Origin of the sequence: Shewanella surugensis, assembly GCF_023284005.1 — a bacterium.
Taxonomy (GTDB): Bacteria; Pseudomonadota; Gammaproteobacteria; order Enterobacterales; family Shewanellaceae; genus Shewanella; species Shewanella surugensis.
This window is the reverse complement of record NZ_JAKIKS010000026.1, coordinates 1-23,316: the sequence shown is the minus strand read 5'-3', so window position 1 is coordinate 23,316 and position 23,316 is coordinate 1. Positions and strand designations below refer to the sequence as shown.

Sequence of the window (23,316 nt, the reverse complement as noted above, 5' to 3'; positions counted from 1 at the left end):
ACGGCTTATGGCAAATAGGTCATTAATTCATCGATAGAAATAGAGACAGAGGCTGGGTCGGTATAATCAGCCTCTCCCCTACCTCTCGATACAGAAATGAATAGCTCAACGGTTTGCAAGAAATGAATATTAACTGTAGTGCCACTTATGCTATATACATCAAAAGTATGTCCAACGAAACGAGAAAAAGTAACAGACATATGTGGTTCTCTTATTGCTTCTAATCGAGCGTTTAATACATCTTCTTGAAGCGGTAAAGTCTTCACATATTCAATGCTCGCAGCGACAAACTGGGTATCGGTGTAACCGGTATCACCCACTTCCCGGTCTTTGGCTTCTTCGCCTAATAGCTCAGGAATACTTTGTTCACGAGGAAACCATCCACAACGTTCATCTTTCGCGCCACCGCCATCAATAAACTCCTCACACTCTACTACAGTGAACTTAAGTAAATCGCCTTCAATGCGCACCGATGTCGCATGCCCTCTCACTTTAGTGTATTCCCCACGTACTTTTCGGACTTCATCGTAAAAAAACGGCTCTAAGTAGGCATCAACCACGCGTTTAACCGCCGCGTTCTGGCCGTTAATGTTGCCAATTTCAAGATCGGACTGTGACGGTAAGCTATTATCGATGCCATACACATTGCCACCGAAGGCGGTTAGGGTTTCGGCTTCTGCGACAGTACTGATATTGTCACCGTCACAGGTACGGTAACGCAGGCAATCTTTGACATTACTTAGGGTCACAGCATCATAATTTTCGGTGATCTCTAAGCCAATACTTTGAATTTGGGTTTTATAAAAATGACTGTCGGCAAACACCTCAAAGTATGACATCTCATTAATCAGTTGCTCTTTGACATCATTGCCATCATTACCATTACTAAACAGTAACTTACCAAATGAATACAAACGTGCTGGCGGCGAATAGGCAATCACTTTGGTGGTAGTACCGACATTGGCTCTATCATGATCCACACTGGTATCATCACTGAGTGTGGTTTGATTAAAAATATAATTTTCAAGCTGGATTCGATAGCGCTCATTGCTCAGTTTAGGGGTGTTGACCGTAAATTGGCCCGCTTGGTTTAACCCCATAATGGCTGAAGCATTGAGAATATATTGGCTGGCTTTTAGCGCCATGTGATTTTCGACTTGAATGGAAACTTGCTGGGCTTGACTGTTATTAATCATGATCCCCGCATCCCAACTCGTTGAAGAGGGCCGCGTTAATGAATAAGGGTTGATGTTTTCAATGGCCTTAGCATCAATGGATAAACTGTTGGCGCGAATATGCGCTGATAGCTTGCTGGCCTTTGTGCCAGATTCTTGTACATCGTAATAAATACCATGTAAAAACGAAGTCAAATCAGTGGATATAGGTAAGGCTTGAGTCGTCAGTGGGTATGATTGATACTGGCTACGAGACCCATTAACCACATAACCTTGTTGAGACTTTAATACCGCCGTTTTAGCGGTGATATCGCCACCAAAACTGTTATGAATATTGTATTGGGTTTCTACATTCAAGGTTGAGGTCTCAATGGTCGCGGTATTGATTAACCGCCTTGCCGCCATTTCAACTACGCTTGCTTGAATGTAGCCTTGCTGAACAATATCATCCACGCTCATCAGCCTTAAATCGCCAGTGACTATGCTGGCGTTTTGGTTGATATTATCGAGGGATTTAATTGAGATAATATTGTCAGACATCAGGCGGCCATTAAGTGATACACCATGATCGACAGTACTGCTTCTGGCTTTTATGCTTTGTATATAAATCCCCTCAATTGGCGCATAAAAACGGTCATTGTGAGTACTGGTTGCCAGTAAGTCTGATGAAGTATTTAACTGACTTGCTGGATCTAAGGTAATGTGTTGTGAGCTAATAATAGCAATACTCGCCGCCGATAATTGGCCATTCACGGTTAAGCTGTGTTCACTCACCTCGACGTTAGTGACCGTCAAATCCGCATACTTAATCGATATATCACCAGCATAAATATTAATTCCACCAGAACCGACTATTTTAGAGCCTTGTGGATGAATAATAAAGCCGCCCTCAGGATGGCTATCGGCGGTTAAATTTAAATCAATTATGCCGTTGGTTAAGACTCTATCGGCAATCACTTCTAAAGACTGTACACCTGGCGCCAACAATTGATTAATATCAACGACGCCATTATAGCTAGTGGTTAGTCGGCCTATATCGCCACCGCTTTGAATGGTTGAAACGCTGTTGTATCCCGCTACCGTGAGCGTCAAACGGCCCACGTTTTCAAAGCTACATTGATAACAATTCAGTGTTTTATTAGCGCCGCGACTCACCAATAATAGATCAGCAGGTGCGCCTAAAATTTCAATGTTATCGGCAAGTGAAAGCACTGTTGATTCAATGACAATCAGCCCAGCGGCATCTCCATTTACTGATCCCCCCGTTTCGCGACTGCCATTATAAATAATGAGTTTTCTTCCGGATACTGAAAACTCATTGAATACATTAATAGACACCCCATTGACTGCAGAGGCAGGAATTAACATGTCAGCAGATGTGCTTGACTGAAGTTTTATTTGAGTATCGGAGCTGTTACTCGCAATCGAGTAACTTGAAGCTAAAGAGATAAACGATTGAAAATATAAAATTAAAACCAAGAATAACGAATTTGATATTCGTCTAACTATTCTGGATATGGGAGACATTACAACATCCTGTATGTTTAAAATGGTGGGGATGTAACCAATTGCCAGATAAAACAATACAATTGGTTATTATACAAGATGCCATTATCTACAAATGACACATTAACTCAACATAAAAACAAACTTAAGCCATTAATTTTACAATAAAGTGAATGAATCAATATTCCCATCAGATCAGCATTCCTTTTTCTTCTCTTGATTTCTCCCGCTCATGCTTTTACTCATTTCGATTTATAAACGCATAACTGCGGTATACTCTCTATAAGTAAGCTATCAATGATTATTGGATGTCGGCCTTGCAAACACCTCAGCTGCAACACTTTTATATTTCTGAAGAGCAATCAATTTACTTATTGACCGCTGATAACGCTCGCAAACATAAGGCTTGGATCAGGCTGTGTAAGCAAGAGTTAACCAAGTTGGGTTATCAAGATATTGAGCTGGTGGGCAAAGGGGCTTACGGCTTTGTATTTTCAGGACTCAATAGTGTCAACCAAGCTCATGTGTTTAAGTTTTCTCGCATTACCTTGCCACAAAGCGTGCAAGATAGGCTCGAAGAAGAAGCCTTTATGTTATCGCAAGTCATTCACCCTAATGTACCAGCCTTAATTAAATTTGAGCGGGTGGGTAAGCAAGGCATTATGGTGATGGAAAAAGCCCCCGGAGAAGATTTGGATAAGCTTTGTCGCCGCTTAGGTAAGCTTCCGGTCGCCATGATCATGAACATTGCTCGGCAACTTGCTGATATTTTATTGTATTTACATCATGGTCGCCCGCTCATCCATGGTGATATTAAACCTTCAAATCTCGTTTACGATCTTAACACTGAACAGCTATCACTCATCGATTGGGGCTCTGCGGTATTCGCCCAACGTGATGTGCATGATAATCCGGTGAATGGCAATGTAATGGATGTGATGTCGAGCGATCAGCAACATACCAACGCCAGAATGGGGGATGTGTATTTTATTGGTGATGAGCAACTAAACGGCGCTATGTCCAGCCCCAGATTTGACGAGCAAGGTGTGGCGGCAACCCTTTATGCCCTCGCCTCGGGTCAAGCGAGCCGCTTTGGTAGCCAAGTGATCCCTGCCACCAGCATTGGACTGCCCATTGAGCTGGCAAAAACATTAACCGGCATGCTCAGCCAAGATCCGCTTATTCGGCTCAAAGCTGGGGACTATTTTTTAAAAAGTATGTCCCATAACGCTTGGTTACATTTACCCGAAATCAAATCTCCCCCTATTGAGTCTGACATCCCCATATGGACCTTGCATAAACAACAGCAAGTCGACACCGTCACTTACAGCTCAAGAAAATCCTTCTTAAAAGAGCATAATGTCAACGATCCGATCACCAATATGGACGATCAGGAATTAGAAAAATATTATCGTAATTTTTTAGCGGGCATGGGTGATAATGAAAAAGGCTTTATTGTCGCGGTAGGCCGACTGGCGCAATATCCTATCGTCGGCGGCTTGGCCATACATTGGCGAGAGAGTGGCATTTTTATTGATTCCAGCTTTAGCCTGTATTACTCACATCAAAGCGCACTCAATAACGATGAACAAGCCAAAATTCATGCCCAAGAAAAAGTCGCATTTACTTTAGCGGTGAATAATATGGTCACCCTTGCGCGTGGCATTAAACGCTTAGGAGTGTTTAAGGCTTGCTTTTTTAATGCTAAGGACACTTTGCATATCGAGCGAGAACGTACTCAAGATCCTTTTGTGCTCGCCCCCGATCAACAACTCCCCTTTGAAATCGGTGACACGCCCTTTTTAGAAGATAAGTCTCGCTTACATTCTTATTTTGAAGACGGGCCGGATCCTGAAGAAAATCTTGAATTGCCCAGCGAGATCATGGAAGAGCTCCGCCGCATTAACCAAATTCATCATACTGGCTGCATCATTTTTGAAGCCTTACCCCAACACATGAAAATCCACAGTTATTTGAGATTGCTCAACCCGCGTAAGCAAGCGGCCTTTAGAGCGAGCCTTGATCGCATCTTAAGTCATGTGAAAAAAATTCAAGGACAAGGCGTCTCGGGTTTCATGAAGCTACCCTATAAAAATACTCGTCACTTTAGCCCTGCATCCCATAAGCCGGATCATTTTTATCCCAAAAACCCGAAAGACTTTATTGTCAGTGAATAAATCAGGAAGCGGTCAATCTTTGGGCTTTTTAGACTCATCATCTAAATCAGTAGGATCATTGGTTTCCACTTGATGGGTCTCAGGCCGTTTATCACTGGGATCGGACTTTTTCTCATAATCACCATCAAAAGTATCACCTTGAGAATGCTCTCCAAAAGGGTTTTTTCGATGTTGGCCTCCCATGCCTCCTCCCCCATTAGCGACCACTTTAAGCTGCATTCGCTTAAAGAGAAAGCCTGCAACAGGAATACGGATCAAGCGCGTCAGCAGTAAGAGACCGACAAAATCGGTGATAAATCCAGGGATCACCAGCAATAAGCCCGCAATCCCCAACATCATGCCTTCAACAATTTCTTGGCCCGGCGCTTCACCACTGGATAATTTTTTTTGTACTTGCATCAAGGTACTGATCCCTTGGCTGCGCACTAATGAGATCCCAATAACCGCCGTCAAAATAACGAGGCCAACCGTTGGCCAAGTCCCTAGTACTTCTCCGACACGGATTAATACTGCCAACTCCATAATGGGTAACACAATAAAAAGTAACAGAACGATTAAAAACACGCTGACCTCACATTTTCAAGAGATGAAAGTTAAACAGGTAATATCGGGTCTCTTCTCACTTAAGGCCTCTCATTCGTCCCGAAAGAAAAGCCAAGGACAGAATGACAAAAATAACGTCAGCCGATAACTGAGAAGGACATGTATTAATCTTAACACTAATTTCAAAAATTAACGGATGAAAATCCGATCCTTATCACACCAACATAAGAGGTATTATCCACAGGCTAACCTTTACTCGATAAAATCCGTATAATGACGTGTCATCATCGATTTATACCTACAGTATATTACTCATAGCGACTATCAGTAATCACTCCCTTAAGTATTTTGACTGGATAAAAGAAACGATATTAATCATGAAAAAAATTATTTCAATCCTACTTACTGCATTACTTTTACTCAGTCCCTTGGCCTATTCAGAAGGCCTGTTTGATCAAAGCGGACTCAACTTTTTAAAAAGTGAGCCAGAACTACTGCCCGTTGATCAAGCCTTTGCAATGGATTTCAAACAGGTTGGTAATCAAGTCAAAATTAGTTTTGTCATTGCCGATGGCTATTATCTCTATCGTGACAAACTCAAATTTTCAGCCAGCAATGCCAGCATAGATAAGATCACTCTCCCTGAAGGCAAGACCCACATCGATGATTATTTTGGTGAGCAACAAGTATATTATAACTTTGTCACTTTACCCGTCAGCTTTACCCAAGCCGCTAATGATGCTGTGCTTAATGTTACATTTATGGGCTGCGCTGAAGATAAACTCTGTTATCCGCCCACCACTCGAGAAATCCCGTTAAGCACAATAGTGCCACACCCACAAACGGGCACTCATGCCGCCATTGCAACGAGCGACACCAATGCGCCGCAAACAGCAGAAAAAACGCTAACCGATAGCCAAGCCATACCTCTATCTCAGCAAGACAGTTTAAGCAAAATGCTCGAAAACAGTAGCTTATTTTGGACTTTACTCAGCTTTTTTGTACTCGGGATCGGTTTGGCCCTCACGCCTTGCGTCTTTCCGATGTACCCGATTTTATCGGGGATCATTGTCGGACAAGGCAAAAAGCTGTCGACCGCCAAAGCCTTCTCATTATCCATGGCCTACGTACAAGGCATGGCCATTACCTATTCACTACTGGGATTAGTGGTTGCCTCTGCGGGCATGAAATATCAAGCGGCATTGCAACATCCTGCGGTATTAGTGGTACTGGCGATTTTATTTATCGTTCTCAGCCTATCGATGTTTGGCCTGTATGACTTAACCTTGCCTTCTAAATGGCAAAATAAAATGAGCAACCTCTCCAATAACCAAAAAGGCGGCAAGCTAATTGGTGTCTTTTTGATGGGCGCAATTTCTGGCTTAGTCGCCTCGCCTTGTACCACCGCGCCCCTTTCGGGAGCCTTAATTTATATCGCACAAACGGGCGATTTAGTGCTCGGCTTTCTCGCCCTGTACATACTCAGTATTGGTATGGGGATCCCATTACTCATCATGGGCACCTCAGGCGGTAAATTATTACCTAAAGCAGGTCAATGGATGAATGTGATTAAAACCATTTTTGGTTTCTTACTCATCGCCGTCTCGATTACGCTGATTGCTCGAATATGGGCAGGCACTGTCGCCGATGTTTTATGGGCAGTATGGGGTATTACCTTAGTCGGTTATCTGATGCATCAGAATAAACTGACGGCGTTTAATTGGAAGCAAACGGTACGCTCAGTGTTATTAATATTGAGCTTGCTCGCCCTGTTCTCATTTGGCTTTCAATCTGTGATGCAACATTTTGGCTTTTCTGCTTACACCCAAATAAATTCACAGCAAGAAAAAGGTTTTATTAAAGTCAAATCCCTTGCAGACGTAGAAACTCAAGTGGCCAAAGCGGCTAGCCAAGGTAAACCGGTGATGCTGGATCTTTATGCCGACTGGTGTGTAGCCTGTAAAGAATTTGAACACATCACTTTTCAAGATCCCGATGTTAAGCAACGTATGGGGCAAATGGTGTTACTACAAGCTGATGTGACTAAAAATGATGCCACTGATATTGCATTACTCGAACACTACGATGTACTGGGTTTACCCACTTTATTAATGTTTAATCGACAAGGGGAGCGTGTTTCATCGTTAACGGTAACAGGCTTCATGAAACCTCAACCTTTTGCCAAACATCTCGATACAGTCCTATCAACTCAATAACACCCCGCTAAAACAGTGAAAAGTGAGCCTAAGGTTCACTTTTTACTGGCCTTACGGTCAAATAACCTCAAGCCGATAGCCTATCTTTAGTCTAAAACCCGTTGCTAAGTATTAAACTCAGGTGTTTTTCCCATTTAAACCCAATCTTTTTATTCATATGATAGCTATCGTGCAAGTATAAAATGCTTGAAATGCAATAAACTTATTAACTGACTTTTAGTGGAGAATCATGGAACCCGCCATTCTTATTACCACCCTTGTTTGCGGTATGCTCGTTAAGCGTATTGGCCTCCCCCCCCTTATTGGGTATCTTGCTGCGGGTTTCATACTGTATATTTTTGGTGTCGATGAAAAAAGCTTACCGCTACTGCAGTCATTAGCCAGCCTCGGCGTCACCCTCTTACTGTTTGCTATTGGGCTTAAACTCGATTTACGTAGCCTATTTAAAGCTGAAGTCTGGGCTGGAGCCAGCTTACATTTGATGGGATCCATGTTGTTTTTTATCCCGTTACTTAAATTATTAGGCTGGATAGGACTCGAACAGCTAACCGATTTAGCTTATACACAAATCGCTTTGCTGGCTTTTGCCTTAAGTTTTTCCAGTACTATTTTTGCTGTCAAAATTCTTGAAGATAAAGGTGATATGCAAACCCTTTATGGTCGAGTCGCCATCGGTATTTTGATCATGCAAGATATCTTTGCCGTCGCCTTTTTAACCATATCGAAAGGGGCAATCCCCTCTTGGTGGGCATTAGGATTATTGCTCCTGCCTTTCGCTCGCCCGATTATCTATAAAGTCTTTGATAAAGTGGGTCATGGTGAATTACTCGTGCTCTTTGGATTAGTGATGGCACTAGTGATGGGCGGCTCTTTATTTGAGCTTGTCGGCTTAAAGCCCGATCTTGGCGCATTAATTATGGGGATCCTCCTCGCAAACCACAAAAAATCTTCAGAATTAGCCAAGTCCATGTTTTACTTTAAAGAAGTTTTCTTAATCGCCTTCTTCTTAACCGTGGGCCTCAATGGATTACCGAGCCTAAGCGATGTGGGACTTGCCAGTATTTTGGTCTTATTAGTGCCCGTTAAAATCGGGTTATTTATTTACTTACTCACCCGCTTTAAATTACGTGCTCGTACCTCTTTACTCACAGCATTGAATTTAAGTAACTACAGTGAATTTGGCCTCATTGTTGCTGCCGTGGCCACTTACAAAGGTTGGCTACCACCTCATTGGATGGTGATCATCGCCGTCGCTGTTAGCATCAGTTTCTTATTTGCCGCCCCATTAAACACACTCGCAAACCGCTTATATCAACAAAACCCTCGCCGTCTACAAAAATTAGAGCGTGCCGATTTACATCCAGAAGATAAGCCGATACCTGTCGGTAATCCACGCTTCCTTATTTTGGGTATGGGCCGTATCGGTTCAGGCGCTTATGATGAGCTTAACTCACTGTACCCTAATGAAGTCATAGGCGTAGAACATAAACACAACGTTATTGGTTTCCATAAAAAACAGGGACGAAATGTCATACAAGGAGATGCCGGCGATATCGATTTTTGGGAAAAGCTCGATGATGCGCCAAATCTAGAATTAGTCTTATTGGCAATGCCTCATCATGCCGGTAACTTATTTGCAGTGGAGCAACTAAAGCAAATGAATTATAAAGGAAAATTTAGTGCCATTGTACGCTACAGTGAAGATGTCGAATCGTTAAAAGGCACAGGCGTTGACAGTGTGTATAATCTTTATGAAGTAGCAGGAGTCGGTTTTGCCGAACATGCATTGAAGCAAGTGAGTTCATCTCAACCATTAAGCCATGACTTAAAAGAAGAAATTATACCAATTCCAGTATATAAGTGATCTTTCAGCGAGAGTTCAAAATACTGTAGGCAAGGTCATTAATTGCTCCTGCATTAACAGACATTCCCACCATCCATGGCGGTCGCCGATGTTTGAAGCTAATAGTTATTCTCGGCTTGGGTTCAAACGTCGCTCTACCTTCCCCATCCATGGGGGCGTATATCGAAAGCATCTAACGTAGCATAAAGTATTTTGAAACCCGCACTACGTAAGTCTCTCAGGCATTCCACTTCAGCGTTGCATTAATTTTAAAGGGAATTACCATTTATTAATCAATGTGCCTTGAATTGAAAAACCTGAGAGGCTCTGAATTGATCATCTATTTACTGGAAGTGGTATTAACATTTAGTCATCTTCCCTCTCTCAAGTATCCAATAAAGCATATTGTGATACTTGAGAGATCAAAATCGTTTCAAATTGTACAAATATTCAGAAAAACTCAAGTTCTTTGAACATCCCGTCGTGTTATAACGTATGGAAATAATTTTAAAAAATGAAAAAACATCTCTCTTTATTGTAAACTTATTTACTATACTCATATTTTGATCATTTAAATTTTACTATTGAAATCTATCACCCTTTATTGCCATTATTAATGGGTCAATCAAAATGGGTAAATCGATAAACAAAATAATAATAATACTGATTTTACATTGCGGGAATGCTCATTATGCCGGATCCAGCTCAACGCGCTAACAAACTCTTTATACAAACCTTCGGAACTAAGGCTGATGGCCTTTATTTAGCGCCTGGGCGTATTAACCTCATGGGTGAAAATGCGCATTATAATGAAGGGTTTGTATTATCTTCAGCCATTAATTTTCATACCGTCATTGCAGTGAAACGTCGTACTGATCAACAGTTTAGAGCCGTTTCTGATGCCTTTCCTGGCCATATTCAAGAATGGCGATTTGGTAAAGAAGATACCATGATCCCCGCAGATCCTAAGGCATGGGTCAATTACTTAAAAGGCTTTACTGCCTCAATGGCCGCAACAGGGCTTCCAGCAACAGGAATGGATTTATCCATTGTCAGTAACGTGCCTTTAGGCGCAGGTTTATCTTCTTCAGCGGCGCTAGAAATTGCTTTTGGTACCGCGATTAATGATATTAATCAATTACATTTATCTCCCCTCGCCATTGCCCAAGTGGCTCAGAGAGGCGAAAATCAATATGCGGGATATCACTGTGGCATCGTCGATCAAATGATCAGCGCCATGGGACAACAAGATCACGCTCTTTTAATCGACTGTTTCGACTTAGACAGTGAAGCGATCACTATCCCTAAAAATTTAAGCTTATTCATTGTCAATTCGAATGTAGAACGTCATGAATTAGAGCCTCAATATCAATTAAGAGCACTTCAGTGTCAGCAAGTGGCGAGCCATTTTAAGCTGGATGCTCTAAGCCACTTAACCCTTAAAAAGTTAGAATTGGCAAAAGATGAATTAGACGATATCCACTATCGCCGCGCCAAGCACATTGTCACAGAAAATCGTCGAACTCAACAGGCTGCCTGGGCATTAGAAGCTGGAAATATCAAAAAGCTCAGCCAGTTAATGGCGAAGTCTCATGCCTCAATGAAAGATGATTTTGAAATAACCGTTCCAGCCATTAATTGCCTTGTGGATATTATTGCCAATGTGGTAGGTGAACAAGGTGGCGTGCGTATGGCCAGCACTGGTTTTGGAGGTTGCGTGGTCGCATTGGTCGATCATCAGTATACAGACGCGGTGGTCAACGCCATAGAAACCCAATATTTTAGCCTAACACAATTAGAAGCAAGCATTTATTTATGTTCAGCCAGTGACGGGGCTAAGCGCCTTGCTGAAAGTTGATAAGACGAATAACGTGATCAAAAAAGCAGCGTCATACGCTGCTTTTTGCTACTCAATATCGACTGACATTAAACGACCCATTAAATAAAAATATTAATCATCAAAATCATCGCTTGGCCATTCAGTATCAAATTCAGCTTCTAAACCTTCAGCTTCTAATTCCGGATTAACATCTCCCGTAGCGTCATTGTCCATTTCAGGGACAGGCTCCACAACAGGCTTGGCTTTTTTAACAGGCGCACTTTTCGGATTATTGGCTTCAACCCAACCATCGTGTTTATCCATAAAAGCCAATCGTGTTGCTTTCCATGCTTTCCCATATTCACTTTTAGCGGCTTGAATCGCTGCATCATCTAAATCATGTAAATTCGATTTCACAATATCTTCAGCATATTCAATAACTTCATCGCGGACAGTATTATAAAAATAGACCCGTCCAGCCGATGCTTCTGGGAACTGGTTATCATAAATAAGAACCGTATTACCACGCGCTGTTCTTAATTCGCCATACCAAACTTCTTTCTTAGAAATATTATACATATATGCTAATACCCTTAAATCAACACATACCCGCCATAATGAATCAAAGCCAGCCTCTAAGGAACTCACTTCACCTATAAACTCTCATCTTTTACGATGATTTATAAGAGCCTATTCTTAACAGAAATATGGCGACAACCAATAGAGCTTTTTGACAAAAACATCACCACTGAATATCTAATAATCTGTTATCACATTCTCTTCTATCGAATTTAGTTGAAAGCATCAATTATTCAAGTTTTAAGTTAGGTTAAATCAATATAACAAACAAACAAACCTCATCAAAACAAATAAAAACAACACACTACAAGCAATCTGATCACGTAAAAACTTCATTTATTCATTTTATCAACCATATGATGATGGATAAACACATAAAAAAAGCGGCCCTAAGGCCGCTTTAATACATACCCTCTATCCTTAGAAAGTGGCAACAATCACTGCAGAACAAAGTTCAGTATCAGCTTCACAGATTTGGTATTCAGCACTTTCACCAGCGTCAGTGAAACGATCGCGATAACGACCATCATTACTTGTCGTTGTCACAAGCGCACCATCACGGTAAATGCTGACTGAATCACCTAACGCACCTTCCCATCTCAAATCAACTAGCGCACTGCCACGACGAGAGATTTTAGCGCGTGTGATGCTTGCTGTAATTTCATTTTCAGCAACACTAACGCTCATGCTTGTGGTGTCAGTGTTCCCTTCAGCATCCGTCACAGTAAGCTCAACAGGATAACTTCCCGCTTGCGCATAAGCATGACTTGGGTTCATGTCTGATGACGTTGCATCATCACCAAATGACCACGCATAACTGACGATATCATCATCAGCATCGGTACTGGTGCTCATGAAGTCAACCATTAGTCCTGAAGCGCTATAATCAAAGCTCGCAGCAGGTACAGAGCTTCCGCCTTCACCCACACCCGAAATAACCATACCCCAATTATTCAGCATCCCCGTATCGGCACCGACATTATCATTGACTGATAATGTCCAAGTTCCCATTGCCATTTCACCGTTAAAGACACTTAAGTCCCAATCTTTAACGATGTCATCTGCGCTGCCACCTTCACGATTATGCAGCACAGCTTGTGTTCCTGCTGGTGAGGTTAATGTCACAATCAAATCACCAATCCAAGTGTGTGAAATATTGACATTTGAATTAACGCCAAACATTTGAACATCATCAGCAACTTCAATAGTGCTAACGATACCATTCACATCGTTATCAGGAATATCCATGGCTTCGTCATTGGCGTAAGTAAAGTCTTCAATGCCTTGTGGCAGCACTTTTAAAGATACTGACTTACTTTTCGCTAAGTCGCCACTCATACCCGCAACAGTGATGCTATAGTCACCCCAAGCTGCATTGGCATCTGATGCGACGTTCACCATAAAGGTATCACCGACAACAACCGTATCAGTTGATAAAGATACGCCCGCGAGTTCTGGTGAGACTGAAACCGATAATGACACTTCACCATTCCAGCCAGCAATGCTGCCAACGGTATAGTCATAGCTCGTGCTTGAGCCCGCTTCAATGGTTTGTGTCATCGGTGAAGCACTAAACTTAAAACTTGGATCAGGATCGGCCATCTCAAGTGCATTCGCCACATTAAGACGAGTACCTGCAACGGTTTTACCGATTAAATCGGCATTAGTATCACCGGATTCCATCAGTAATTGTTTCATTTCTACTGGCGATAAATCTGGGTTCACTGACCATACTAGGCCGGCTGCGCCAGCCATATGTGGCGTTGCCATTGACGTACCAGAATAAGTAGAATAGCCATTACTTGGCGTTGTCGATAAAATCGATGAGCCTGGCGCACCCATATCAACACTGGTCAAACCCCATTGAGAAAAGCTCGACATATTGTCATTGCGATCAGTACTGGCAATAGACATCAGCGCTTCAGAATCATAGCTTGATGGATAATGAGGGTTAACATCATTATCGACAGCACTATTGCCCGCTGCAGCAAAGAATAAAATCCCTGCATCACCCGCTGCATCAATAGAATCTTTCAACGCTTGGCTAAAGCCGCCGCCGCCCCAAGAATTATTGGTCGCTTTAATATCAACCCCATGATTGATTTTTAAGTCAGTCATATAGTCGATACAAGCAATCGCGCCTTCTGTTGAACCCGAACCACTCGCATCCAAGAACTGACAGCCCACAATCGTCACATCCCAGTTAACACCCGCAACACCAACACCGTTATTACCTTTCGCGCCAATCGTGCCAGAAACATGGGTACCATGACCATTACCATCCATAGGATCGCCATTATTATTCACGGCACTAAACCCGTGAATATCATCGATAACACCGTTGCCATCATCATCGATACCGTTACCCGCGATTTCATTCGGGTTAGTCCAGATGTTGGCTTGTAAGTCTTCGTGGTTGTAATCCACCCCCGTATCAATCACACCGATAACAATATTACTATCACCAGTACTAATATCCCACGCTTCAACGGCATCGATATCGGCATCAGCAGTTCCGCCATCTTGCCCAGTGTTATGCATACCCCATAATGAAATAAAACTAGGATCATCAGGCGCACCTAATGCTTTAATGACATAGTTTGGCTCAGCATATTTAACCGCAGGATGCTGGCTGATCATTTTGATAGCCTTTTTAACATCAGCACCTTGACGTAACGCCAAACGAGCCAGCTTGCCATTTAATAAACGTGAAAATCTGTCATCCACGCCATCGGCATTAACATCTTGCATGGATCCACGAACAAGACGCTGAGCAGATAAACGTTCCGCTTGAGTGACATTGTCTTTATACACCACAATCAGTGAGTCTTTTACATACTCATGCTCAGGTGCGCCTTTCGCTAAAGCGGGTACAGATGAAACCGCGATAGCAGCTGCAATGGCAATCGCAAGAGGAGATAAAGTTTTAAACATAAATTGGCTTCCTATTTAGTTTTTTTACATTTTAGAGAATCCATTTCACTTCCTTGTAACCCTTCGTTTAATTTAGAAGAAACGATAGCCTCAAAGCCAAAAGTGAAAAGTAAAAAAAGATACATGCTTTACTTAACTTTAAATTAGTAAGCAGGAGAATAGGTAACATGCAAAATCAATATTTAAAAGTTTTTTAACATTCTTTACAACTTTGTTACTAGCTCTATTGGGTGAGCCCGTTCATTTAAAAACAAATAAAAATAATTTAAACTTATTAAAAACAATTAAATAAGCAATATTTGAACGATATTTATACATTTATAATCGAACGAATAAATAGACTTTCTTCCGATTGCGACAAATTTATATGCCTGTAGATTTATCAATAACTTGGATCATGAGGCATGGGGTCGACCAAGTCTTATGGATAGCTAATAGGTTGAATAGAAAAGAGTAACTAAAGTTTATTCAACCAAACACAAAGGAGTGTTCATTGTCAGCTTTTAAAACCTTGTTATTCGCCACTGTTTGTCAGGTTTGCAGTTTCAGCGCCAGCGCTGATGAACTCGGCAATATCAATGGGACGTATGAATTACCCGTCACCCTCCAAACACTGCTGGAAAGAAGCGGTCGAGATAATCTTATTCACCTTTCTCAACTCGGTGAGATGAATCAGGCGAACTTGATCCAATCTGGTAATGAAAATTATGCAGAGCTTTTACAAGTAGGATTAGGTAACCAAGCGGATATTTCGCAACTTGGGGAACGTAACCGGATAGAGCTCGATCAAATCGGTAACGATAATCAAGCCGCTATCATTCAAGTCGGTGACAATAATTTAGTCCACTTAAATCAACTTGGCAGCGCTAATTTCTCAATAGAGCAAATTGCCGATAATGCCTCGATATCAATAACACAATATTAATAACATAAAACAGGGAATGCTTATGAAATCATCTACAAAGAAATCCATTATTTCACTTGCTGTTGCAGCAAGTTTAGGATTCAGTGCTTCAGCGTTAGCCGCTTCTGATAACACCACGCACGTCAATCAAACGACTGTCGCTGCGGGCGAGCCTATGGGCCAAGAAGCTTATGTTAAGCAAACAGGGACTATGCACATCACCACTGTCGATCAAATTGGCGACGGGCAAACGGCCACTGTCATGCAGGACGGTGTGTGGGCTGAAGCTTATGTTAATTCTAGAGGTGTTGAAAACAACGTTGATATCGACCAAGCTGATGATTGGCACATTGCGACCGTTAATCAAGAAGGCAGTAATAATGACACCAGTGTTGCTCAATATGACTTCTTTAACCAAGCGAATATTAGCAGCGTGGGTGACAATAACATCACCGATGTCATGCAAGACGGTTCTCAAAATGATGCACAGATCACTTCTCAGGGTAATGGCAGCCTAGTAACGGTCAATCAGTATGACACTTCAAACCAAACAGCCATTAGCCTAACGGGTGACAGCAACTACGCAGATGTTATGCAAAATGGCGTACAAAATGACGCGACCGTTGAGTACATGGGTAACACAAACACAGCTGTTATTAGCCAAGAAGGTGTGACTAACATCGCCATTTCTCAAGTAGAAGGTGAGGACAACGATGTCCGCATCTCACAACTGGGTGACAACAACCTTGCAGCAATGACAGGTATTGAACGCGGCATGAATGTGGGTAATAACAACGATGCTGAAATATCTCAAGTGGGTAATGAAAACTTAGCGGCGATTCAAGGTGTTGACGGTAACGACAACCACTTCATGATCACCCAAGAAGGTGATGAAAACGCCAGTTCAGTCTACTCTTTAGTCGGTTCAGACAATGAAATCGAAATGGAGCAAACTGGTTTTAATAACACTAGCTTCCTCGATTTTGCAAGTGGTAACGACAACGATGTTGAAATTGCTCAATCTGGCAGCAACAACATCATTGGCGACACGATGCTTGCTGAGCTTCAAGGTGATGACAACAGCCTCGATATTCATCAAGCAGGTGAAGCAAACGCCGTTGAATTCCAAGTTTTTGGTAATGAAAATGACTTAGACTTAGATCAAGAAGGCACGACTAACTTCGCTACTGTTGGTATTTATGGTGATGATAACAACCTCGATCTAAACTCTGACGGTCTAAGCAACACTATCGTTGCTTTTGCTGATGGCAATAACAACGACATCGAAATTGCTCAAGAAGGTAACACTAACTTCGGTTATGTTGATGTCCTTGGTGAACGTAACGAAGTGGATGTTGAGCAAGATGGCAACGATAACGAGACGCTTATCACTGTTATGGGTGAAAGAAACGTTGATATTGAAGCAACACAATCAGGCGATCTTAACTTAATTGACCTTATCATCGAGGGTGATGAGAACATCGTCATGATGACTCAATCAGGTAACGGTAACTGGATCGGTGGTGATGACCAATCTGCATTTTCTGTTGTGGGTGAAGGTAACAGCTTAATGGTTGCACAAAGTGGTAACGACAACTTAGTATCCGGTTCTCAATTCGGTACTAACAACAACATCGTTGTTTCACAAACAGGTGACTTCAATACTGCGACTGTCATCCAAAATTAATTCGGCTTTCTCTCAAGAGAAAACACCGTTAGTGTGATATCGCTTGCACAAAATGAAACAGAGAGCTTCTGCTCTCTGTTATCTTTTCCCCCATCTTTCTCCATCCTCATAAAATAATAATTGATAAATAGACTTCCTTCCGATGACAATATTTGCATATACCGATAAATTACTCAAAGAACACAGTTAAGTTTGTATCTGACACTAGCTGACATTATGGATATCAAGCATCACTTCTCAACACCCGTTAGCCCAATACAAAGGAGTGGTATTGTTAACGATAGTCCCCAATGAATCGCTTATTTCAACACATTCACCGTTCCATCAATTGATATCTAACTTAACGCCCATAATAGATACCTAACGAATACCTCAGCGAACAATAAAATTCACTACATAAACAAGGAACGCTTATGATATTAGCAACAAAAAAATCCACACTCGCTATTGCCATTACGCTAAGTTTTGGGCTGAGCTCTATTGCATTCGCCGCATCAAATAACACCACCGAAATCAACCAGAGCACGGCGACTAATGGCAATGTCATCGGGCAAAATACTATCGTTAAACAAGCAGGTGGTCACCACACTGCCATTATCAATCAAATCGGTGATGAACAAACTACTCAGGTACTACAAACGGGTCTTGGCAGTTTCAGCTTTGTTAATACTAGAGGTATTGAAAACAACGTCGGTATCAACCAAGTCGATAATGATCATGTCACTTACGTCTTTCAGCAAGGCAATGAAAACGTATCCACAGTGAATCAAACAGGTTATTCCAACGCAACTATTAACGACACGGTCGGTAACAATAACCTCACCAATATCAAGCAGCATCATGATGAAAACGCAGCCAACATACTATTAATAGGCAATAGCAACACAGCCAGTAGTGAACAAATTGGATTTAATAACGGTGTCATCATCAGCCATCTAGGCGATGAAAATAGGGCACAAGTAATGCAGTTTGGTGATACGAACGCCACAAACATCAGCTCAATAGGCGCGAACAATTTTGCAAAAATCAAACAAGATGGATGGGACAACGGAACCATCGTTAGCGCTGAAGGCAATGACAATGTTGGACAAGTAAAATCAGTCGGTAACGATAACCACACTCAAGTCAAACAACAGGGCTCACTTAATTTTACAGATGCCCACAACATTGGGAATAATAACAAGATCTCTTTAGAACAGTCTGGTCATCGTAATGCTACGACCAACGTTATTGATGGTAATGATAATAATTCTATCGTTACCCAAGAAGGTTTAGGCAACTCCAATTTAGTTTATCCGCTTATCGGTTCTGGCAATGAAATAAAGATAGAACAAGCAGGCACCACTAACGCCACCATTACCGAAATTTATGGGGATGATAACAGCTTAGTACTCGACTCTGATGGCCTAAACAATACCATTAACGCTTTCACTGATGGTGACGGCAACAATATACACGTTTCTTATATCCGAGATAGCAACACCGCCAACGTCCATCAAGCAGGCAATGATAATGATACGGTAATGAGTACTCAAGGGGACAATAATGATGATTTTTCAATCCAAAATGGCCGCCAGAATAGTTTAAGCACTCAGACTATTGGCAATGAAAACAGCACTCAAACACGGCAAAAAGGCACCCGAAACTTCAGCCTCACTCGCGTTAGCGGTGATGATAACAACTTAAGTCTCAACGCTAATGGTGCCGCCAATACTCTTTCTGCTTTCGCTAACGGTAATAATAACAATATTGATATGACTCAAGCAGGTAACGGTAACTTCGGTTATGCTGCTATCAATGGTGAGAGCAACGAAGTGGATTTGGAACAAGAGGGTAACGACAACGTAAGCCTTATAAAGGTTATCGGTGAAAGAAACATTAATGTTGAAGCGACACAATCTGGCGATCTTAACTTAATAGCCCTGATCATTGATGGTGATGAAAATATCGCGATAATGACTCAAACGGGTAACAGTAACTGGATTGGTGGTGATGACCAATTGGAATTTGTTGTTGTCGGTGAAGCTAACCAGCTTGAGATCACACAAACGGACAATAACAACACCGTCATCGGTGGGCAATATGGTAGCCAAAACAACCTGCTTGTTTCACAAGCAGGTGACTTCAACGTAGCGACGATTATTCAACACTAATTTGACTTTCTCTCAAGAGAGAATCAGTTAGTGTGATATCACTTGCACAAAAGATAACAGAGGGCTTCGTCTCTCTGTGTCCACCTTAAGATTTATCCAAACCCTTTATCTTTGACTACACTTTATACTCAAGCGCCCTGAAAATTGACCACCATTTCAGATCGCTCAGCTGTATGTGGACGACTTAAAACAATCCTTGTCTACTATTAATGACGTTAATTTTGGAGAACACTATGAAATTTTTACCACTTATCTTGCTGCCCCTAATCTTAATCAGTCCCTTTAGCATGGCTCATCACACCCCAGTAAAAGATCTAAAGTGTCAAGATTTTTTGCAAGTAGACGATGATCTCGTCCCTGTTGTCGTGGGATACATTGTCGGTGTTAACGATGCCGGTAATGTGAATATTGTCGAAGTGGATGAACTAGATAATGTTGAAGTTGATGATGTAGTTGATTTTTGTAAGCAAAATCCAAAAGCGAAAGTTTCTGATGCCGTAAAAGCATCAACTAAAACAGGATTACCGCCAAAAAAGCCCAATGATAAACACTAGTTTGAAACGAATATAACAGATTAATATAATCTATTTCAGATAAAAAAACACCGCCATGAAGGCGGTGTTTTTATTAAAGCTTTTGAAAATTAATCTTCTGCAACAACAGAGATTTTCACAGTCGCTTTAACTTCAGTGTGTAACTGGACTTCAATTTCGAAATCACCAGTATTGCGCAATGCACCTAGTGAAAGACGAACTTCACTTTTAGCCAATTCAACACCCGCAGCGGTTACTGCGTCAGCAATATCACGGTTACCAATTGAACCGAATAGCTTGCCTTCATCACCCGCTTTAGAAGCGATAACAACGCTTGCTAATGCAGCTAGTTTTTCTGCACGAGTGTTAGCAATTGATAGTTCACCGGCTAATTTAGCTTCTAATTCAGCACGACGAGCTTCAAAAACTTCAGTGTTTGCAGCGTTAGCAACAACCGCTTTACCTTGAGGTAAAAGGAAGTTACGTGCGTAACCCGCTTTAACTGAAACTTGGTCACCTAAGTTGCCTAGGTTAGCAATTTTATCAAGTAAAATAACGTTCATTATTAATTCCTCTAAATAATTGCAGTATTACTGATGTAAATCAGTGTACGGCAGTAGAGAAAGATAACGAGCACGCTTGATAGCGCGAGCTAGTTGACGTTGATATTTAGCATTGGTACCCGTAATACGGCTAGGAACAATTTTACCACTTTCAGTGATATAGTTCTTTAGAGTAACAATATCTTTATAATCGATCTGTGTCACACCTTCAGCGGTGAAACGACAGAATTTGCGACGGCGGAAATAACGTGCCATATGACAGTCTCCTAAGTTTTCAATTCGACATTTTCAGCATGTAATACCAAGCGACTTTGACCATTTCTGCTCTGTTGTTGAGCAATAAAACCGTCCACTTGAATTACAACGCCAATTTTCAGTTGTTCTGTAACGTTATTAAAACGTTCGCCACTTAATACAACTTGTATCTGGCAATACACATTTCTTAGCATTTCGGCTTCGAAACGTTGGGATTTGTGTTCCAGCTGTAAAACCACGTGGCTAATACCTGCTGGACTATCAAATCGCCGACTGCGTGTTATCGTTCCAGATAAACTCAGTTGATTAGTGAACATAGAAAAACTTACTCAGCTGTTTTTTCTGCGCTTTCTTTCACTTCTTCAGTGGCAATAGCTGGAGCAGCTTCAGTAACAGGACGCGATTCACGCTCACCGTCACGACGAGTATCACGCTCATCTTTTGCTTTAGCCATTGGAGATGCTTCAGTGATGGCTGCTTTAGTACGCATAACCATGCTACGCAGAACAGCGTCGTTGAAACGAAAAGCTGTTTCTAATTCTTCAATCGATTCTGCAGTTGTCTCTACGTTCATAAGAACATAGTGAGCTTTATGCAATTCGATGATTGGGTAAGCCAGTTGACGACGGCCCCAATCTTCTAAACGATGAACTTGACCGCCAGCTTGGGTAAAAATCCCAGTGTAACGCTCAATCATGCCAGGTACTTGTTCACTCTGATCAGGGTGAACCAAAAATACGATCTCATAATGACGCATTTTTTGCTCCTTACGGTTATCTAGCCTCATTCTTGGTTCAGTCAGACCAAATAGAGGCAAGGAACGAATTAAAGTGACTGAATTAAGCGGCGCAGTATTACACAAACCCCCCCTTTAATTCAAGCGATAACTTTAATGCTAATTTTCATTGCTCACCTCGCCATTATCGGTATGATACCCAACTATTAGAAAAACCTAATTTAGGCCAATTAGGCCTCCAAGAATTCAGTGTCATGTTAAGAACTATTGTTGTTGTCTGCGCCTTAGGGACTCCCCTATCGGCTCAGGCATTAGTTCCACCCGATTTTAAAGAACCACCCAGTGATTTTACTGCCGAAATAGAAGGCGGTTTTCAGCTCAATACGGGGAATACCAATACCACAAGTTTCAATGGTAGAACTAAACTTGTCTACGATACAGTAACCGCTAAACAAGAAGCTACCATGAAAGCTTACTATGCCGCAGACTCTCAAAGTGCCACCTCTGAGCGCTATGATTTACAACTGCAATCGAACTATAAACTCGATAGCGGTTATGTCTTCGGCCGAGGTGATGCCACCTGGGACAGATTTGGTAGTTATACTCGAATATATACGATTTCAAGCGGTTATGGCTTCGATGCGATCAATAATAGCAAAACCAACCTCAGCCTAGAAGTCGGTCCAGGTTATCGTTACAACTTAGCTATTGCCACCGATTCCGCTCCGGATCCCGCCGCCAGTACCGACGTCATTTTGCGCTCCGCAGCTATTTTTGAATTTAAAATGCAAGAATACACTAGCTTAAATGCGGCAATCACCTCAGAAGTCGGCGCAGAGAACAACACTATCGCCTTAGATATGAGCTACAAAAACACCCTGTTTCAAGACTGGGCCTTCACCATCGGCACAGTGATGAAATACACCCAAGTAGTCCCCGACGGCACTAAGCAAACCGATACGATCACCACCATAGGGTTGCTTTATACCTTTCAATAAAGGGTATAGCGAAATTGTAAGCTGCAATTTTTTGCAGCTCAAACATAAAATGATATGAATCACTACTCATCGCTTACAGCGGGTTAAGATCGTGAGTTCCCACTCACACTAGTAGCAAGGAAGACTGCTTGCGCATAACAACATCCTGTTTAAACGCCAGTTCAACATCCGTGTTTCTCGTTCATTAACTCATGGCGTTGCCATATTCACCCTGCCGCAGGCTTTTGTGCAGATACTCCTGTGACACGCTGTGAAGCCATCCATGGCCGCTCTACGACTTCATCCCTGAAGCCGAAGGTCACAGATGTATCTACACTTTGATTAAAAGCTAGAGGGTTTCTTCGAAGTGTTTCTTGGGTATGCTGGATAGCTTCCTTATGGACTTTACTGAGTATTTTCACTATCTAAAAGGCTACTGGGCCCTTTTAAGTTCAATCTTATTTATCGCTTGCAACAGTCTAAGATCATGATCTATCACCTTCGGTTAGGCTAAGGTCGTGAGTTCCCACTCACACAGGGGTCTTATTGATTAAGCTCCGCTTAATGAAGGTCATGGATATCCAATTCATTGTACGTCACTGATGCCTAGATCTCAGCAATAAGCGACACACGTTTACCTGTTAAAAACTCATAAGGACTGAGAAAGTTTAACGCCTTTCTTGGCCTCATGTTAATTAAAAATTCAGCATTGGCTA

17 protein-coding genes and 1 pseudogene are annotated in these 23,316 nt (G+C 41.9%); 9 read left to right on the top strand and 9 right to left on the bottom strand.

Annotation, left to right across the window (positions count from 1 at the left end):
• Positions 1 to 5: 5 nt before the first annotated feature.
• Positions 6 to 2,543 carry a hypothetical protein gene (locus tag L2764_RS08705; RefSeq protein ID WP_248939832.1) on the bottom strand — a complete coding sequence of 846 codons (2,538 nt, stop codon included), beginning with the start codon at positions 2,541 to 2,543 and terminating at the stop codon, positions 6 to 8.
• A gap of 455 nt (positions 2,544 to 2,998) precedes the next feature.
• Between L2764_RS08705 and L2764_RS08700 the strand changes: the two genes are divergently transcribed.
• Positions 2,999 to 4,858: a protein kinase domain-containing protein gene (locus L2764_RS08700; RefSeq protein WP_248939861.1), complete on the top strand. Its 1,860-nt coding sequence runs from the start codon at positions 2,999 to 3,001 to the stop codon at positions 4,856 to 4,858.
• Positions 4,859 to 4,870: 12 nt separating this feature from the next.
• On the opposite strand, the gene L2764_RS08695 is transcribed toward L2764_RS08700, so the two are convergent.
• A complete protein-coding gene (locus L2764_RS08695) occupies positions 4,871 to 5,422 on the bottom strand; it encodes an FxsA family protein (RefSeq protein WP_248939831.1) in 552 nt (183 codons plus the stop codon).
• Between the two features lie 356 nt (positions 5,423 to 5,778).
• Between L2764_RS08695 and L2764_RS08690 the strand changes: the two genes are divergently transcribed.
• The 3 genes from L2764_RS08690 (at position 5,779) to galK (ending at position 11,318) form a co-directional block, all read left to right on the top strand.
• Positions 5,779 to 7,617: a protein-disulfide reductase DsbD gene (locus tag L2764_RS08690; RefSeq protein WP_248939830.1), complete on the top strand. Its 1,839-nt coding sequence runs from the start codon at positions 5,779 to 5,781 to the stop codon at positions 7,615 to 7,617.
• Positions 7,618 to 7,846: 229 nt separating this feature from the next.
• The gene (locus L2764_RS08685) at positions 7,847 to 9,481 is read left to right on the top strand and encodes a cation:proton antiporter domain-containing protein (protein ID WP_248939829.1); all 1,635 of its coding nucleotides are present in this window, start codon (positions 7,847 to 7,849) and stop codon (positions 9,479 to 9,481) included.
• Positions 9,482 to 10,151: 670 nt separating this feature from the next.
• Positions 10,152 to 11,318 carry a galactokinase gene (gene galK / locus L2764_RS08680; protein WP_248939828.1) on the top strand — a complete coding sequence of 389 codons (1,167 nt, stop codon included), beginning with the start codon at positions 10,152 to 10,154 and terminating at the stop codon, positions 11,316 to 11,318.
• Positions 11,319 to 11,411: 93 nt separating this feature from the next.
• On the opposite strand, the gene L2764_RS08675 is transcribed toward galK, so the two are convergent.
• On the bottom strand, positions 11,412 to 11,858 hold the full coding sequence (locus L2764_RS08675; RefSeq protein ID WP_248939827.1) for a hypothetical protein: 447 nt from the start codon (positions 11,856 to 11,858) through the stop codon (positions 11,412 to 11,414).
• Positions 11,859 to 12,278: 420 nt separating this feature from the next.
• Positions 12,279 to 14,792 (bottom strand): S8 family serine peptidase, encoded by a 2,514-nt coding sequence (locus tag L2764_RS08670; protein WP_248939826.1) that lies wholly within the window; start codon positions 14,790 to 14,792, stop codon positions 12,279 to 12,281.
• 493 nt (positions 14,793 to 15,285) lie between these two features.
• Between L2764_RS08670 and L2764_RS08665 the strand changes: the two genes are divergently transcribed.
• The 4 genes from L2764_RS08665 to L2764_RS08650 all read left to right on the top strand — a co-directional run bounded on the left by L2764_RS08665 (position 15,286) and on the right by L2764_RS08650 (position 20,090).
• Positions 15,286 to 15,717, top strand: a complete 432-nt coding sequence (locus L2764_RS08665; protein WP_248939825.1) for a curlin — start codon at positions 15,286 to 15,288, stop codon at positions 15,715 to 15,717.
• 22 nt (positions 15,718 to 15,739) lie between these two features.
• On the top strand, positions 15,740 to 17,383 hold the full coding sequence (locus tag L2764_RS08660; protein WP_248939824.1) for a curlin: 1,644 nt from the start codon (positions 15,740 to 15,742) through the stop codon (positions 17,381 to 17,383).
• Between the two features lie 413 nt (positions 17,384 to 17,796).
• Positions 17,797 to 19,536 carry a hypothetical protein gene (locus L2764_RS08655; protein ID WP_248939823.1) on the top strand — a complete coding sequence of 580 codons (1,740 nt, stop codon included), beginning with the start codon at positions 17,797 to 17,799 and terminating at the stop codon, positions 19,534 to 19,536.
• Between the two features lie 233 nt (positions 19,537 to 19,769).
• A complete protein-coding gene (locus L2764_RS08650) occupies positions 19,770 to 20,090 on the top strand; it encodes an HdeA/HdeB family chaperone (RefSeq protein WP_248939822.1) in 321 nt (106 codons plus the stop codon).
• Between the two features lie 89 nt (positions 20,091 to 20,179).
• Here L2764_RS08650 and rplI read toward each other — a convergent pair whose 3' ends face one another.
• Genes rplI through rpsF form a run of 4 tightly spaced genes read right to left on the bottom strand, consistent with a single transcriptional unit; the run spans position 20,180 to position 21,644 of the window.
• Positions 20,180 to 20,632, bottom strand: a complete 453-nt coding sequence (gene rplI / locus L2764_RS08645) for a 50S ribosomal protein L9 (RefSeq protein WP_248939821.1) — start codon at positions 20,630 to 20,632, stop codon at positions 20,180 to 20,182.
• A gap of 27 nt (positions 20,633 to 20,659) precedes the next feature.
• The gene (gene rpsR / locus L2764_RS08640) at positions 20,660 to 20,887 is read right to left on the bottom strand and encodes a 30S ribosomal protein S18 (protein ID WP_248939820.1); all 228 of its coding nucleotides are present in this window, start codon (positions 20,885 to 20,887) and stop codon (positions 20,660 to 20,662) included.
• Positions 20,888 to 20,898: 11 nt separating this feature from the next.
• Positions 20,899 to 21,204: a primosomal replication protein N gene (priB, locus tag L2764_RS08635; RefSeq protein ID WP_248939819.1), complete on the bottom strand. Its 306-nt coding sequence runs from the start codon at positions 21,202 to 21,204 to the stop codon at positions 20,899 to 20,901.
• A gap of 8 nt (positions 21,205 to 21,212) precedes the next feature.
• Positions 21,213 to 21,644 carry a 30S ribosomal protein S6 gene (rpsF, locus tag L2764_RS08630; protein ID WP_248939818.1) on the bottom strand — a complete coding sequence of 144 codons (432 nt, stop codon included), beginning with the start codon at positions 21,642 to 21,644 and terminating at the stop codon, positions 21,213 to 21,215.
• 233 nt (positions 21,645 to 21,877) lie between these two features.
• On the opposite strand from rpsF, the gene L2764_RS08625 reads away from it, so the two are divergent.
• Positions 21,878 to 22,621, top strand: a complete 744-nt coding sequence (locus L2764_RS08625; protein ID WP_248939817.1) for a DUF481 domain-containing protein — start codon at positions 21,878 to 21,880, stop codon at positions 22,619 to 22,621.
• A gap of 585 nt (positions 22,622 to 23,206) precedes the next feature.
• Here the strand turns inward: L2764_RS08625 and L2764_RS08620 are convergent.
• Positions 23,207 to 23,316, bottom strand: a pseudogene (locus L2764_RS08620) (IS30-like element ISVsa7 family transposase); the annotation flags it as partial.